Consider the following 15482-nt stretch of genomic DNA (forward strand, 5'->3'; position numbering starts at 1 on the left):
AGAAGAGGAACATGCAACTAACCCTAGTACTTCAGCGGTGCAGAATCATTGATTGCGGATTCTGCATCATCGGATAGCGCTAAATCGCTCTCTGGGCTTTCCTCCATACTGGCTTTCTCTGCCAGTGACGGGCTAATAGGTCGTTTTACCTCGACCCCCAGAGTGCGAAAACCTTCAACTTGCCCTATCAGGTTACCACGGCCTTGCGACAGTTTGTTCATTGCCTGACGATAACTTAGCTGAGCTTTATCGAGGCTTTGCCCTAATGACTCCATATCATCAACAAATAAGCGCAATTTGTCATAGAGTTTGGCTGCTCTTTCTGCGATGCGTTGCGCATTTTGGCTTTGGTGCTCATATCGCCATAAGTTAGTAATAGTTCGTAGAGCCACCAGTAGTGTTGTCGGGCTAACCAGCATAATATTGTGCTGTAATGCTTCACTGATCAATTCTGGCTGGCGGTCTATCGCAACCAGAAAGGCGGGTTCTACCGGGATAAACATCAAAACATAATCAAGCGAACGTAAGCCGGGAAGTTGCTGATAATCTTTGCGGCCCAGCATTCGAATATGGGCGCGTAGCGAGGATAAATGCTCATTTAATGCTGCGTCTCGTTCAGTATCATCTTCGCTATTAAAATAGCGCTCATAAGCCACCAGCGACATTTTAGCGTCAATGACGACATCTTTACCCTGTGGCAAGCGAACGATAACATCCGGCTGCATACGGTTATTGTTATCGATTTTTACGCTAACTTGGGTTTGATACTCATAACCTTCACGCAGACCTGAAGCTTCGAGCACTTTAGCTAAAACAACTTCGCCCCAGTTTCCTTGCGTTTTATTATCCCCTTTGAGTGCTTTCGTCAGGTTTAATGCTTCGCGCGCCATTTGAGCATTGAGCTGTTGCAAGCTACGGATTTCATGGGTCAAAGTATGGCGTTCGCGCGCTTCTTGCCCAAAGCTATCCTGAACCTGCCGACGGAAACCATCTAACTGCTCTCGTAGAGGCAGCAATAAGCGATCCAAACTCTGCTTATTCTGTTCATCCGCACGGCGGCCAGTTTGTTCAAAGATACGGTTTGCCAGATTTTCAAACTGAGTGGTTAGCCGCTGTTCGCTATTAAGGAGCAAACGCTGCTTTTCTTCTGCGGTCAGGCGGGTTTCTTCCAGGCGAATAGTCACTTCGCGTAGTTCGGCCTCTTGCGCGCTATTCACTTCCCTTTGAGCGCGTAACTCTTGATTAAGTTGCTCGCATTCATCGCGCCAATGGGCCAACTGCTGTAGTTTCTCTGCATTTGCCGCTAGCTGGCTATGTAAATTACGTAGCTCTAACTCACCTTGCCGTAATTGTTGTTCATTACGTTGTAAAGCAGTCTGTAATTCTGCGGTATTCTGCTGAGACTGTTGTAATGCCTGTTCCAGTAACCGCCGTTCAATATCCTGCTGTGCTTTATTACGCTGCTGATGCAAGCTGGCAATCAGCCAACCAATAAGGCCACCAAGCAGACAGCCCCCCAGCCCATAAAATAAACTGATATCCACGGTTATCTCCCCATTAACCTATTGTTAGTCAAGGTAAGGGGATACTGTATGGATGTCCAGAGTGTTTTTCCGTTACATGCCATCTTGCGAAGCGGTACGCATAAATAATAAGCAGTTCAAAAAGTACTTACTTTGCCACAAAGAAATAGGCTAAAACTGTCAGCCGTAGAGCGCTGATGACGCACTATATGCCTAAGTAGGGTTAATCTATCCAGTGAGAAAGCCACTGAATACCAAATGCACCTGGAGCCAAAATACCGAATGCCCAAATTAAGGCGGAAGTGATGTTAGCTAACTGGAAATAGAACTTTGGCATGCCACAAATACCGGCCACCAGCGGAACGGCTGCACGCAGAGGGCCAAAGAAACGGCCAATAAAGGCACCAAAGAATCCCCAACGTTCAAAGAATATATGACCGCGAACCAGTAGCTGAGGATTACGAGAAAGTGGCCACATGGTGCCGACGCGATCCTTGTAATGGTCACCGACCCAATAAGAGAGCCAATCACCAAAGAATGCACCGGCCACGGCAGCGGCCCAAATTGGCCAGAAGGAAATACCACTTTCACCAATTAATGCGCCCAATCCGAGCAAGATAACTGTTGCAGGTAGAAGCAAGGAGATAAAAGCGAGTGACTCACCGAAAGCAAGAATAAACACGATAGGCATAGCCCATGTTTCATGTTCGCGAACAAAATCGATAGTGGCGGTAATGACATCATTCAGGGTCACAGGTATTTTCCTGTTATCAATAAAGTTGCCATTAGCATACGCAATGTGTCGACATTTTGGCTTAACAAAAAATAAACGGCCGGAAGATTCCGACCGTTCTGACAAATTAATACAATAAATTTAGTTTATCAGGCGTTAGCAGTGACTACTTTGTTGCCCGCCATTTCGGCTGATCTGCGGATCCACAGTTCACGCCATTTTTTCAGTGCGGATATCAAGATGATTACACCCAGTGTCATCATGATAATAGAGATGATGCCATTGAATAGGTTGTAACCTTTTGCTGCTGAGTTGAAATACACGTGGGTGATCATCCAGTAACCAGCATAGTTTACGGTAACAAACAGATAGGCCAGTGGGATAACACAGGTCAGCATGTAAATCCGTTTAGTCGCCAAACGCAGAATGATAGTGGCACCAATGATTAACCCAACAGAAGCCATTAACTGGTTTGATACACCAAATAGCGCCCATACCGAGTTGATATCACCGGAGTTCAGGAGATAGCCCCACAGTGCGCAAGCGATAACACTACAAGCTAATGTGCCTGGTAGCCAATCAGTGCGTTTCAATGGTGCCCAGATATCGCCCAAGAAATCTTGCAGCAAGTAGCGAGCAACACGAGTACCAGAGTCAACTGCGGTCAGGATGAATACGGCTTCAAACATAACAACGAACTGGAAGAAGTAAGCGGCCAGACTACTAAACCATGGCACACGAATGAAGATATCCGTCATACCAACCGCCAAGGTGACAGCACCACCAGTACGGCCATATAAGTCCAGACCGATTTCCTGACTCAGTTTCGGCAGGTTAACCACATCCATGCCAAGCATACTCCAGGCTTCAGCAGATGAGTTAATCGCGAAGTAGTCAGCTGGATGCAAGGATGTTGCAGCGATCAGGGCCATAACCCCAACCATACATTCGGCCAGCATCGCACCAAAACCGACAGGTAAAATATCACTCCATTTATCGATCTGTTTTGGTGTTGTACCTGAACCGATAAAGGCATGGAAACCAGAAATCGCACCACAAGCAATAGTTATCGAGATGAACGGCCACACTGGCCCGGCCAAAACTGGGCCACCACCATGAATAAACTGTGTCAGTGCCGGGAATTGAATCTCAGGGTTGATAAATACAACACCAACAATCAATGCGCCAAATACACCGATTTTCATAAAGCTAGAGAGGTAACCACGAGGGGTTAATAACATCCAGACCGGCAGTGCCGTCGCAAAGAAAGCATACATTGGCAAAATAATGCTGACGGTATCGGCTTTCAGCATTAACCATTCGCCAAGCCAAGTACCTTCAATATAAGGACCGACAAACACGCACACCATAATGGCGGCGATGCCAACATAAGAAGCCCCTTTCATGCTGCCGGTCATGCGTTCCCATAAACCGACGCAAATAGCGATAGGGATTGTCATGAACACCGCGAAAGTACCCCAAGGGTTACGTTCCAGGGCATGTACCACCACCATCGACAAACCAGCCATGGTAATAGTGATGATAAACAGCATAGCCAGACCGGTACACCAACCTGCTACTGGGCCGAGCTCTGATTTAGCGACTTCAGACAGTGATTTGCCCTGATGCTTCATTGAAGCAAACAGAACCACGGTGTCGTGAACCGCACCACCGATAACACAACCAATCAGTAACCACAGGAAGCCAGGTAAATAACCATATTGGGCTGCCAGCACAGGGCCAACCAAGGGACCAGCCGCAGCGATTGCTGCGAAGTGGCTACCAAAGTTCACCCATTTTTTAGTTGGAACGTAATCTTTACCATCTTCGAAGGTGTGGGAAGGTGTTATTTCACTGTCATCGACGCGCAAAACCTTACGAACAAAAAAGATACCGTATAAACGGTAGCAGATCATAAGGATACACGCTGAAGCGATAACAAAGGTGATCGCATGTTGCATGAGCATTCTCTCCAGGGAATTTGTCAGGCGTTAACATACGCTTGGTCCCTAAGAGAAATATCAGTGAACTGGTTAAGCGGTAGTTTGCATCATTAAGCGGTTAAAAAGAGCCACCTAGTGGCTCAATAAAAGACGAATTGGAAAAACGGGCGGTAGAGAGCCCTTATTCCAGGAAATATGACTGCAATTTTTCTCGCTCTATGCTGCCAAGACCAAACTCCTGTTGAAGCCAATGGTCCCGGCTACCATAGCGCTCCTGAATACTACGTAGCGCGGTTTGAATAAATTCTTCTCTGGCTGACAGTACAAAGGCGAATTGCCCTAATGCCTGATCGTTGAGTTTTAGTGCCAACTCAGCCAGCATATGCTCACGAAAAGGCTTCAATGTGGTTTCGGTCAACAGATAATCTTCCAACACCGTCGATTCATCAGCACCTAAAGCAAACAATACCAAGGCAGAACCCACGCCGGTACGGTCTTTCCCGACAGCACAATGCTGAACGACCCCTGTGGCAGTATGCTCTGGTGAAGCACTGTTTTGCAGCAAACTAACCAGCTGCTTATAAGCTTGATTACCAAAAGGTAACCGACCATAAAGCTCTAACATGAAGGCTCGAGCATCAAACGTCGCTAAGGTTTCGTTCGTCAGCTTTTCCAGATTGGCATTAACTTCACTGCTGAGTGGATTGGCAGGAATATTGTGATAACTGGCCCCATGCCACACCACATCAGGTTTGGCCCGAACTTCATCAGCATCTCGATAATCAAGAATTTGAGCAACAGAGCCGCTGCTGAGTAAGTCGCAATCTTTGGCACTCAAACGATCGAGTGAACCGGAGCGAAACAGTAACCCGCGTTTGATACGCCGACCATCAGCAACGGCATTGCCACCGAGATCACGAAAGTTAATACCACCGTCCAATGGCAGTAGGGAAGGATGAGATAGAGCAGGTGTCGTCATGTTTTCCTCTTATTATTGTCCATTATAAGAGCTACGACATTAACAGATAAATCGACGAAATAGAAAACGGGCCAGTAAACTGACCCGTCGATAGTAAGCATGACAACAACCGGTATTACAGCAAGTGACGTGCCGCTTCTACCACGATTTTTACTGCGTGGCTTTCAGTCGCTTTCATGGTTTCTTCGTTCGGGATCTCTTGCTGGGTGCGGTTTACAATCACCCCAGCAACCATACCAGCACGCAGGCCTTGACTCGCACACATGGTCAGCAAGGTTGCAGATTCCATTTCATAATTCATCACGCCCATAGATTGCCATTCTTCCATGGAGCCTTTAAAGCGGCGAACCACACGGCCAGAGAAAGTATCGTAACGTTCTTGGCCCGGATAGAAGGTATCTGAAGACGCCGTAACACCAATGTGGGTGGTCGCACCAACCGATTTAGCCGCGTTAACTAGTGCCGTCGTACAGTCAAAATCAGCTACAGCCGGGAATTCCATCGGTGCAAAATGCAGGCTGGCACCGTCTAAACGTACCGCCGCAGTCGTGACCAATACATCACCAACATTGATATGTGGCTGAATGGCACCGGTAGTACCAATACGCAGGAAAGTCCGCACACCAAGCTGCGCTAACTCCTCAACGGCAATGGATGTTGATGGCCCACCGATACCGGTTGAACAGACAATCACAGCTTTGCCATCAAGTTCAGCACGCCATGAAGTAAATTCACGATGCGAGGCCAGATGCACTGGGTTATCCATCAATTTAGCGATTTTCTCAACACGCTGTGGATCACCCGGAACGATAGCCAGAGTCGCCCCTTGCAGATCGCTTTTAGTCAGGCCCAAGTGAAAAACGTCGGATTTAGCCATGTGTGAGACTCCTCTTTCATGAGAGATGTTATAGGGAGATACAAAGGAATACTTTACTCAAAATCACCCCATCATTGCGTGATGGATGTCACTTTGACAAAAGAAATGAATATATCAAATACATTAAATTAGTGACTCAAATCACAAAATAAAATCAATGAGACTGTTTTTCATACAAATCAGACCACAGACATAGTCATTTTATATATGAATAACAAGAATAGAACTCATTGATTAATGTTGTATGTTTATCTTTATTCACTGACTTATTAGACAGATCCCATGTTGCAATAAAACGCTGAATTACTGCAAAACCTGATCTCATTAATCTCAAAGATTACCTATAGTTAAAGTCGAGAACAGCCAATATAGGGCAACAGGTTATTCAGCCCAGCCAGTATTCATCGCGTAATACTTCCCTCATTTCGCAAGGAGACCACAGTGAAAACTGATCAACTTATGACTCTCAGGCCAACAGCAGCTGGCTTCACACCTGCGGTCGCTCCTCTGGCCTCGACGACCCGCCATACCGATCAACAAGGTATTCACTGCGGAGAAACCACCATCCCCTCCCAAGGCGATGAATTGCCAGCTTATATTGCCAAACCCGCGCAACATACCGGCCCTTACCCGGTCATTATTGTGGTGCAAGAAATCTTTGGTGTGCATGAACATATTCAAGATATCTGCCGCAGGCTGGCAAAACAGGGTTATTTGGCCATCGCTCCCGAACTGTTTTTCCGTCAGGGAGATGCTAAAGAATATGATGATATTAACGCGTTATATAAAAATTTGGTCAGCAAAGTCCCCGACCGTCAGGTTATGGTAGATCTTGATCACGCGGCGCATTGGGCTTCCCGCCATGGCGGCGATACCAGCAAACTGGCGATTACCGGATTTTGTTGGGGAGGGCGAATTGCATGGTTGTATGCCGCCCATAACCCACAGTTAAAGGCTGCAGTAGCATGGTATGGCAAGCTAGTTGGAGAGAAAACCTTGCTGCTCCCGAAATATCCAGTGGATGTTGCAGTCGACCTCAGTGCACCCGTGCTAGGGCTGTATGGCGGTAAAGATGGCAGCATCACGCAAGAGCATATCGACACCATGCGCCAGGCATTACGTGCCGCGAATGCTGATGCAGAAATCATTGTTTATCCTGATGCAGGGCACGCATTTAATGCTGACTATCGTCCCAGTTATCATGCAGAATCGGCATTAGATGGCTGGCAGCGCATGCTTGACTGGTTTACTCAACATGGGGTGAGCGCCCATCCGGTACCTGAAGAAGATAAATAACAGCCATAAAAAAGGGCGCAAAAAATGCGCCCAAAATCTCACACACAGAGTAAATCGTAATTTATGAAACCTGTTCTTCACGCAGACGTTGCGCAGCCAGCACCATGTTTGCCAGTGCCTGACGGGTTTCCGGCCAACCGCGAGTTTTCAAACCACAGTCAGGGTTAACCCATAAACGTTCCGCAGGAATACGTTGAGCGGCTTTACGCAATAAAGCTTCAATCCATTCCACACTTGGCACATTCGGCGAGTGAATATCATAAACGCCGGGACCAATCTCATTCGGATAGGCGAAGTCTTCAAATGACTCCAACAGTTCCATATCTGAGCGCGAGGTTTCGATGGTAATCACATCAGCATCCAGCGCAGCAATGGAATCCATGATGTCATTGAACTCGCAATAACACATATGGGTGTGGATTTGAGTATCATTTTGCGCCACCGCAGCATTCAACTTAAAGGCATCGACCGCCCATTGCAGATAGGCTTGCCAGTCAGCACGACGCAGAGGTAAACCTTCACGCAGGGCTGGTTCATCAATCTGGATGATACCAATACCGGCCTTCTCCAAGTCTTCCACTTCATCACGCAGTGCCAGTGCAATTTGTTTGGCAATGGTTTCACGGCTGACATCTTCGCGTGGGAATGACCAACACAGGATAGTGACCGGCCCGGTCAGCATGCCTTTGACGGGCTTGTCCGTCAGGGATTGCGCATATTTAGCCCATTCAACGGTAATGGCTTCAGGGCGGCTGATATCACCAATAATGACTGGCGGCTTAACACAGCGCGAACCGTAGCTCTGCACCCAACCATTTTGCGTAAAGACAAAACCGTCCAGATGTTCGCCAAAGTATTCAACCATGTCATTACGTTCTGCTTCGCCATGCACCAGGACGTCCAGACCCAAACGTTCCTGCTCTGCAATAGCTTGCTTGATATGTTCGCTGATGCCAGTGCGGTAGTTTTTACCGTCCAGGCGGCCTTGTTTGAAGTCCAGACGCAGGCCACGGATCTCGGTAGTTTGCGGGAATGAGCCGATAGTGGTGGTCGGCCATGCGGGTAAATTAAAGCGTTTGCGCTGCGCAGCGGCACGCTCTTCATAAGGTAATTGGCGTTCAATATCTTGCGCAGTAATGGCCGCCAAACGTTGTTCCACTTGTGCATTATGAACACGGCTGGAAGCACGACGAGCACGAATTGGCGCGCTATATGCTGCTAGCTCAGCCAGTTTGGCTTCGGTTGGTGCATTTAATGCCTGCGTCAACAATGCCAGTTCGGTACATTTTTGCAGGGCAAAGGCGAACCAGCTTTTCACTTCTGCATCAAGGCGCGTCTCTTCACTTAAATCAATCGGGCTGTGCAATAACGAACAAGAGCTACCAAGCCATAGTGGACGACTATTAACCAGTGGTTGCAGACGTTCGAACCAGTTGCTCAGGTCAGCACGCCATACGTTACGACCATTGATAACGCCCAGTGATAACAGCCACTCTTTTGGCAGTTCGGCATTCAGGGTAGCAATGTCATCATGACCCGCGACCACATCAACATGCAGACCTTGCACCGGCAGTGCGCGGATAGTATCAAGGTTGTGGCCGATGCTATCAAAATAGGTGGTCAGCAATATTTTAACCTGACCTTGCAGTGCCTGATAAGCCGGTTGGAATGCAGCCAGCCACTCTGGTGGTAACTCTAGCACCAGTGCGGGTTCATCAATTTGCACCCATTCAATACCGCGTTTTGCCAGTTCAGCCAGCACTTGCTGGTAAACGGGAAGAATATCTTTCAGCAGAGATAGGCGGTCGAACTGCTCACCTTTAACTTTACCCAGCCACAGATAGGTTACCGGGCCAAGCAGTACTGGCTTGATTTTGTGGCCCAATGCCAGGGCTTCATCCACTTCATCTAACAGTTGAGTCCAACCCAGTTTGAACTGCTGGCCCTGTTGGAACTCCGGCACCATGTAGTGGTAGTTAGTATTAAACCATTTGGTCATTTCTGCCGCGGCTGCCGGTTTACCGGTTGGAGCACGGCCACGACCAATACGGAACAGAGTATCCAAATCAATAGAACCATCAGCATTCTGATGACGCTCTGGAACATTACCCAGCAGCAAACTGGTGGTCAGTACATGGTCATACCAAGCGAAGTCGCCGACTGGCACTAAATCAACGCCAGCTTGCTGTTGCTGTTGCCAATGGCGAGCGCGCAATTCGCGACCCACATTGAGCAATTCTTCTTGCGTGGAGTTGCCTGCCCAGTAACTTTCTTGTGCTTTTTTCAGTTCACGTTTCAGACCTACACGCGGAAAACCCAGTGTGTGATTTAAAATTGTCATCGTCTTATTTCCCATTTAGCCATCCAGATGTTTACACATCCATAATCCGCAGGTACTGTATAATCCACAAGCGCAATTTGTTCACTGTCACTGTGAAGGACTCTCATGATCGAACTGAAACACTTACGCACCCTGCAAGCTTTGCGTAATACCGGCTCACTGGCTGCGGCGGCGACACAACTTCATCAAACCCAATCGGCCTTGTCCCATCAATTCAGCGATCTGGAGCAACGTCTGGGTTTTCGTCTGTTTGTGCGAAAAAGCCAGCCGCTACGTTTCACCACACAAGGTGAAATCCTATTGCAGTTGGCAGAACAGGTGCTGCCACAAATTAAGCAAGCCCTGCAAACGTGTAACGAACCGCACCAAACTGCACTGCGTATCGCCATTGAGTGCCATAGTTGTATTCAATGGCTGACGCCAGCGTTGGATAACTTCCACAAAAACTGGCCGCAAGTGGCGATGGATTTCAAATCAGGTGTGACTTTCGATCCGCAACCGGCGTTGCAGCAAGGAGAGCTGGACTTGGTGCTAACCTCGGACATTTTGCCGCGCAGTGGCCTGCACTATTCACCTATGTTTGATTTTGAAGTACGTCTGGTACTGGCTCCAGACCATCCTTTAGCCAATAAAGCTCGCATTGAGCCAGAAGATTTGGCGCAGGAAGTGTTAATGATTTACCCGGTACAGCGCCAAAGATTAGATGTCTGGCGGCATTTCCTGCAACCGGCGGGGATTAATCCCCAATTGAAGAATGTGGATAACACCTTACTGCTGATTCAGATGGTATCAGCCCGCATGGGTATCGCCGCCCTGCCACACTGGGTGGTAGAGAGCTTCGAACGTCAGGGATTAGTGGTAACAAAAACGCTGGGGAATGGGTTATGGAGCCGGTTATACGCTGCCGTCCGTGATGGGGAGCAGCGCCAACCGGTCACTGAAGCTTTTATTCGTTCGGCTCGGCAGCACGCTTGCGATCATCTGCCGTTTGTAAAGAATGCGGAGCGACCCAACGGCGGTGTACCCATAGCGAAGCCATTATCACAATTGCCCCAATGATAAAGCTGGGCCAATGGGGCTTCTCTTGCCAAATGGCCAGATTCACCAGTAACCCAGCCGGAACATGCACGTTATTCATGATACCCAAGGTGCCGGCATCTACCTGTGTCGCACCATAGTTCCACATGAAGTAACCCAGAGCTGAAGCCCCCACACCGAGCCAAACCAATACCCCCCATTGCAACGATGTCGTTGGCAGTTTCTGTGGATTACCAAAGGCGAACCAAGCCACCACCGCTACAATCAGAGCACCGACATAGAACCATGAAAATGCCACATGCTGCGGGATTGGGTGGACTTCCATCAAGCGCTTATACCCCACTTGGCCAATGGCAAAACAGATATTTGCCGCCTGAACCAGCATCAGCCCCCACCAAAAGTGTTCGCTCAGATGGTCATAACGAATAATGGCCGCCCCCACCACCGCCAGCAATGCACTTAGGGCATAACTCCAACGCAGGCGCTGACGGCGCAGCAAATCATAGATTAACGTGACATACAGTGGAGTCATCACGGTGAACAGCAAAAATTCCGGCACAGTCAAATAGAGATACGCGCGGAAGCTGAACAAGTACATGATTCCTAACTGAATTGCGCCCACAATCATATACAGCAGGTTCACCCGCCAGTGGATATTGCGCCAACGCAAGAAGGGCAAAAAGACCAGCGCCGCCAAGCCAACACGCATCAGCACAGAGAACCAGCTATCCACATGCCCTGCCAGATATTCGCCAATTAGGCTAAAAGAGAACGCCCATAAGATGGTGGTAATGACCAGTAAAAACACAGTAAGTAGGCTCTTCGAGGTGGTAAAGTGCAATTGTAGCGGAAGCGGGAGACAATTTTTACACGAACTAGGTTTACATTTGAACAAAAACAAACCAATCAAACTATTTCATCCCCTCAAGAGCATACTAGATCGAGTCGTGCATGGGTCAGTTAAGCCAAGCGGTCAATGAGAAAAGCAAAATGATATTTAATTTTACCCGCATAGGATGTTGGTTATTATTAACAGCTATATTTAACTAGTGTTGATTCTAATACTTTATATCATAAATTAATTTTTCTTATTAATTTTAAATACTATAACAAATATTTCATTAATAAATTTTCACTATCAGTATTGAATATAAGATTTAATCACATAAAATAAGACTTCGCTGCTCTACTCTAGAACAGCCATAGCCAAGGAGTGACATATGGGGATCAATGAATATGATCATGTGAACTTTTCCCAAGATCATGAGCTTGATTATCATTTAAAAAAAGTCAATAAACGCCAGACAGAAAATAACCGCATGATATTGAAAGAAATGGGAGAGGAACTGAAGAAAAAACTGAATAAGTCACATCTAACTCATACCGAATTTCATAATTATATTGAAACCCAACTTAACCGATTGGAATAGTTAAAATTAAAAACCATCTATATAGATAAGATTTAATTTAAGTGCTTTAAGGCAAAGCAATCACCGATAAAGATTTACGTACTTGATAAATCATAAGCATTAAATTCAACGTATTTAAATATAGAGCCTAGTTTTATGAAGAAACTTTTAACATTATCCATTATGTTTATTTTGAGTATTGGTGCTGCAATTGCCCATTCTGGTGGTACGGATGCTAATGGGTGCCATACCAACAAGAAAACCGGCGATTACCATTGCCATAATCCAAAGTAAGATAGATACAGTCGAACTAACACAATGGGTTAGTTCGACTTTCATTCTATCACTCCAAACAAGAGCGATAAGCTCGATAGTTACAACCCGGCACCAATAATGGTCAGGATCAGCGGCGTAGTCACCGCCGCCAGCACGGTGGACATCACTAAACTGGCGGCCGCAGGGCCGGTCAGCACATTAAATTGACGCGACATCAAATAAACATTCACGCCAGTTGCCATTGAGCCCAGCAATACCACCACCTGAGTTTCCAGTGCTGGTAGATTCATGGACCATGCCAGCGCCCAAATTACCATGGGCTGCACAATTAACTTGAGCAAACTGATGGCACTGCTGATTTGCCAGCCGTCAGTCACACGGTATTCCGCCAGCCCCATCCCCAACACGATTAACGACAGCGGCGGGGCTATTTGGCCTAACATGGTGACGGGTTGGTCGATAACCGGCGGGAGTTGCAAACCGGTTAAGCTGAATAAGGTGCCCGAGATAATCCCAATAATCAGTGGATTGGTCAGCACGCTACGGGCTGTTTTGGCAAAGCCGGCCAAAGTCGGTGAACCATTGCGCGCCCACTCCACTGAGATAGTCACTAATGTCCATAAAATCAGGCCATTAAATACCAAGACCAGTGCCACTGCCGGGATAGCTTTTTCACCCAACATCAGGGTCGCGATCGGCAGCCCCAGCATCACGTTATTGGAAAAAATCCCCCCGAGGGCAAATACCGAACCGGACACGCCATCCAGATGGAATACCCGGTTAGCCACAATGCGCCCGATAACAAACACCACCAGACAACTGCCAAAATAGGCAATGAGTAGGCGAGCATCAACCGCAGGGCGTTCGGAGAAATCGCACATCATGCGAAAGAGCATGGCGGGTAAAGCGAGCGAGAAAACAAAACGGGTTAGACCATCAGTGATGGTAGAAGGCCACTTGCCAAATCGTACTAAGCAGTAGCCCAGTGCGAGCAAAACAAATAGCGGTGAAGACAATACAATCTGGTGCCAAAGCGAAATAACAAAGGCGGGCATGGTTAACGTCCTGTCAAACCGGGCCAGGTCAGCCCGTAACTGTAAGAATGGCTGACCTGTTCTGTTTTCCGTTTTATTTATACCAACGTCATTGGAGTTACAGGTAGGCAGCAAATGAACGAATCCCGATGAACATACTCAAGTATGTGATTCGGGTGAGTGAGTGCGGCTAACACCCCTGTGACTTCAAGTACGAAGGTAGAAGTCTGTACCCATTAAATCTATACGGTCAGTACAGATACAGTCAACGCCCCAATTTAACAATTCTGTCGCCCGGGCTGGCTGGTTGACGGTATAGACCAAAATATGTAACCCAGCAGCTTTGAGTAATGCCACCCGCTCTGCCGTCAGTTGCTTGTGGTTAATATGCAAAGAAACACAATCCAACTGGCGGGACATCGCCTGCCAATTATCATCCCATTGATCCAGTAATAAGCCACGCGGCAGCTCAGGTGCAGCATGCTGCGCGGCGGCTAATGCATCAAACGAGAAAGACGACAATAGTGGCGGTATCGCCTGACCTTGCCACAACGCGCGAGCCGCTAGCGCAATGGCTCGCCCAGTGGGGATTTCAGCGCCGGTGGTCGGTTTAATTTCAATATTAGCGGCCATGCCGTATTGAGCACAGCGAGCGGCAACGTCAGAGAGCAGAGGCAAGCGCTCACCTCGAAATGTGGTGCTATACCAATCGCCCGCATCCAGTTGAATCAGCTTTTCCCAAGGTAAATCCCCAGCGACGCCCCAGCCATTACTGGTTCGCTCCAACGTATCGTCATGGAGCAGAAATATCTGGCCGTCTTGCGATAATTTGGCGTCAAACTCAATCATCTTATGACCGTGACTGGCGCCGACATCAATGGCTGCCAAGGTATTCTCTGGTGCCAATGAGCCGCCCCCACGATGGGCAACAATAGCAGGATAAGGCCAGTTTTTACTCATGATTCCATCCGTAATCCGCTTTCTGAATCAAAAAAGTGCAGCGCTGCTGAGGGCAGATATAAATAGAGCATACTGCCCGCCACTGGCATTTCTTCATGGGATAAGCGAGCAATAATGCTCTGCCCACCCCACTGCCCGTGCGCCAAATTATCCGCCCCGAGTAATTCCAGAGTTAATAACGCCATCGGCACACCCAGTGCTGAAGTTGTTTGCTGAATATGCTCTGGACGGATACCCAGGGTCAAGCGCCGAGCAGCCCATTGTGGCCGCGGGACTTCCAACGACAAAGCCATTCCATCAGATAAAATAAACGCGCGCCCATCTGGGCTAACCGTTCCGGCTAATAGGTTCATCGCTGGCGAACCAATAAAACTGGCGACAAACAGTGAAGCCGGCTGTTTGTAGACCTCACTCGGCGTGCCAATTTGCTCCGCAATCCCTTTGTTCATCACAATCACCCGCTGGGCTAGCGTCATGGCCTCAACCTGATCATGGGTCACATACAAACTGGTGGTTTTCAGTCGGCGATGCAATTGTTGCAGTTCAAGGCGCATCTGCACCCGCAACTTGGCATCCAAATTAGAAAGCGGCTCATCAAACAGGAACACCGCCGGTTCGCGCACAATAGCCCGGCCCATAGCAACGCGCTGGCGCTGACCACCAGAAAGCTCGCGTGGCTTGCGCTTCAGCAGTGGTTGTAGCTCCAAAATACGTGCCGCTTCATCCACCCGCTGGCGGATCTGTTCTTTACCAAAACCTCGAATTTTTAGCCCGTAAGCCATGTTGTCAAACACGCTCATATGGGGATACAGCGCGTAATTCTGAAAGACCATGGCGATGCCGCGGTCTTTGGGTTCCAAATCGGTCACTCGCTGATTATCAATATAGATATCGCCGCTGGTGGTGCGTTCCAACCCGGCCACCATGCGCAGCAGTGTCGATTTACCACAACCGGACGGGCCGACCATGACGATAAACTCACCGTCGGCAACATCTAAATCAATCTGTTTAATCACCGGCGTGACGCCGTCATAAGATTTGGTTACTGCCTGAAGCTTTAAACATGCCATATC

14 protein-coding genes are annotated in these 15482 nt (G+C 48.1%); 4 read left to right on the forward strand and 10 right to left on the reverse strand.

Annotation, left to right across the window (positions count from 1 at the left end; genetic code table 11):
• Positions 1-23: 23 nt before the first annotated feature.
• The 5 genes from rmuC to udp form a co-directional block, all read right to left on the reverse strand.
• Positions 24-1544, reverse strand: a complete 1521-nt coding sequence (gene rmuC / locus FTA96_RS10850; protein WP_050109782.1) for a DNA recombination protein RmuC — start codon at positions 1542-1544, stop codon at positions 24-26.
• Positions 1545-1746: 202 nt separating this feature from the next.
• Positions 1747-2277, reverse strand: coding sequence for a DedA family protein (locus tag FTA96_RS10855; protein WP_050109780.1), 531 nt, complete (start codon positions 2275-2277; stop codon positions 1747-1749).
• Positions 2278-2405: 128 nt separating this feature from the next.
• Positions 2406-4217: a carbon starvation CstA family protein gene (locus FTA96_RS10860; protein ID WP_050123870.1), complete on the reverse strand. Its 1812-nt coding sequence runs from the start codon at positions 4215-4217 to the stop codon at positions 2406-2408.
• A gap of 163 nt (positions 4218-4380) precedes the next feature.
• Complete coding sequence (locus FTA96_RS10865; RefSeq protein WP_050109777.1) at positions 4381-5178, reverse strand: tyrosine-protein phosphatase; 798 nt, start codon at positions 5176-5178, stop codon at positions 4381-4383.
• A 115-nt stretch (positions 5179-5293) separates the two neighbouring features.
• Positions 5294-6055, reverse strand: a complete 762-nt coding sequence (gene udp / locus FTA96_RS10870; RefSeq protein ID WP_050109775.1) for a uridine phosphorylase — start codon at positions 6053-6055, stop codon at positions 5294-5296.
• 441 nt (positions 6056-6496) lie between these two features.
• On the opposite strand from udp, the gene FTA96_RS10875 reads away from it, so the two are divergent.
• Positions 6497-7351, forward strand: coding sequence for a dienelactone hydrolase family protein (locus FTA96_RS10875; protein WP_050109772.1), 855 nt, complete (start codon positions 6497-6499; stop codon positions 7349-7351).
• A gap of 61 nt (positions 7352-7412) precedes the next feature.
• Here FTA96_RS10875 and metE read toward each other — a convergent pair whose 3' ends face one another.
• Positions 7413-9692 carry a 5-methyltetrahydropteroyltriglutamate--homocysteine S-methyltransferase gene (gene metE, locus FTA96_RS10880; protein ID WP_072077971.1) on the reverse strand — a complete coding sequence of 760 codons (2280 nt, stop codon included), beginning with the start codon at positions 9690-9692 and terminating at the stop codon, positions 7413-7415.
• 105 nt (positions 9693-9797) lie between these two features.
• Between metE and metR the strand changes: the two genes are divergently transcribed.
• A complete protein-coding gene (gene metR / locus FTA96_RS10885; RefSeq protein WP_050109768.1) occupies positions 9798-10751 on the forward strand; it encodes an HTH-type transcriptional regulator MetR in 954 nt (317 codons plus the stop codon).
• Here the strand turns inward: metR and FTA96_RS10890 are convergent.
• Positions 10639-11538, reverse strand: coding sequence for a carboxylate/amino acid/amine transporter (locus FTA96_RS10890; protein ID WP_145573809.1), 900 nt, complete (start codon positions 11536-11538; stop codon positions 10639-10641). The two genes, metR and FTA96_RS10890, sit on opposite strands and share 113 nt — an antisense overlap.
• A gap of 412 nt (positions 11539-11950) precedes the next feature.
• Here FTA96_RS10890 and FTA96_RS10895 point away from each other — a divergent pair, with 412 nt between their 5' ends.
• Together FTA96_RS10895 and FTA96_RS10900 are read left to right on the forward strand one after the other, a co-directional pair.
• The gene (locus tag FTA96_RS10895) at positions 11951-12160 is read left to right on the forward strand and encodes a hypothetical protein (RefSeq protein WP_145573811.1); all 210 of its coding nucleotides are present in this window, start codon (positions 11951-11953) and stop codon (positions 12158-12160) included.
• Positions 12161-12295: 135 nt separating this feature from the next.
• Entirely contained in the window at positions 12296-12433 is a 138-nt protein-coding gene (locus FTA96_RS10900; RefSeq protein ID WP_145573814.1) for a YHYH domain-containing protein, read from the forward strand.
• An 80-nt stretch (positions 12434-12513) separates the two neighbouring features.
• Here FTA96_RS10900 and FTA96_RS10905 read toward each other — a convergent pair whose 3' ends face one another.
• The 3 genes from FTA96_RS10905 to FTA96_RS10915 form a co-directional block, all read right to left on the reverse strand.
• A complete protein-coding gene (locus FTA96_RS10905; protein WP_050123875.1) occupies positions 12514-13470 on the reverse strand; it encodes an AEC family transporter in 957 nt (318 codons plus the stop codon).
• 186 nt (positions 13471-13656) lie between these two features.
• Positions 13657-14409, reverse strand: coding sequence for a glycerophosphodiester phosphodiesterase (ugpQ, locus tag FTA96_RS10910; RefSeq protein WP_145573817.1), 753 nt, complete (start codon positions 14407-14409; stop codon positions 13657-13659).
• Positions 14406-15479 carry a sn-glycerol-3-phosphate import ATP-binding protein UgpC gene (locus FTA96_RS10915; protein ID WP_145573819.1) on the reverse strand — a complete coding sequence of 358 codons (1074 nt, stop codon included), beginning with the start codon at positions 15477-15479 and terminating at the stop codon, positions 14406-14408. The genes ugpQ and FTA96_RS10915 overlap by 4 nt, the downstream gene beginning before the upstream one ends.
• Positions 15480-15482: the final 3 nt, after the last annotated feature.

Source organism: Yersinia alsatica, from assembly GCF_902170305.1.
GTDB classification, from domain to species: domain Bacteria; phylum Pseudomonadota; class Gammaproteobacteria; order Enterobacterales; family Enterobacteriaceae; genus Yersinia; species Yersinia alsatica.

Coding starts and splice junctions, on each gene's coding strand:
- metE (WP_072077971.1), bottom strand. CDS start 9,692: ATGACAATTTTAAATCACACACTGGGTTTTCCGCGTGTAGGTCTGAAA.
- FTA96_RS10895 (WP_145573811.1), top strand. CDS start 11,951: ATGGGGATCAATGAATATGATCATGTGAACTTTTCCCAAGATCATGAG.
- FTA96_RS10905 (WP_050123875.1), bottom strand. CDS start 13,470: ATGCCCGCCTTTGTTATTTCGCTTTGGCACCAGATTGTATTGTCTTCA.
- FTA96_RS10865 (WP_050109777.1), bottom strand. CDS start 5,178: ATGACGACACCTGCTCTATCTCATCCTTCCCTACTGCCATTGGACGGT.
- FTA96_RS10860 (WP_050123870.1), bottom strand. CDS start 4,217: ATGCAACATGCGATCACCTTTGTTATCGCTTCAGCGTGTATCCTTATG.
- FTA96_RS10915 (WP_145573819.1), bottom strand. CDS start 15,479: ATGGCATGTTTAAAGCTTCAGGCAGTAACCAAATCTTATGACGGCGTC.
- ugpQ (WP_145573817.1), bottom strand. CDS start 14,409: ATGAGTAAAAACTGGCCTTATCCTGCTATTGTTGCCCATCGTGGGGGC.
- udp (WP_050109775.1), bottom strand. CDS start 6,055: ATGGCTAAATCCGACGTTTTTCACTTGGGCCTGACTAAAAGCGATCTG.
- metR (WP_050109768.1), top strand. CDS start 9,798: ATGATCGAACTGAAACACTTACGCACCCTGCAAGCTTTGCGTAATACC.
- FTA96_RS10900 (WP_145573814.1), top strand. CDS start 12,296: ATGAAGAAACTTTTAACATTATCCATTATGTTTATTTTGAGTATTGGT.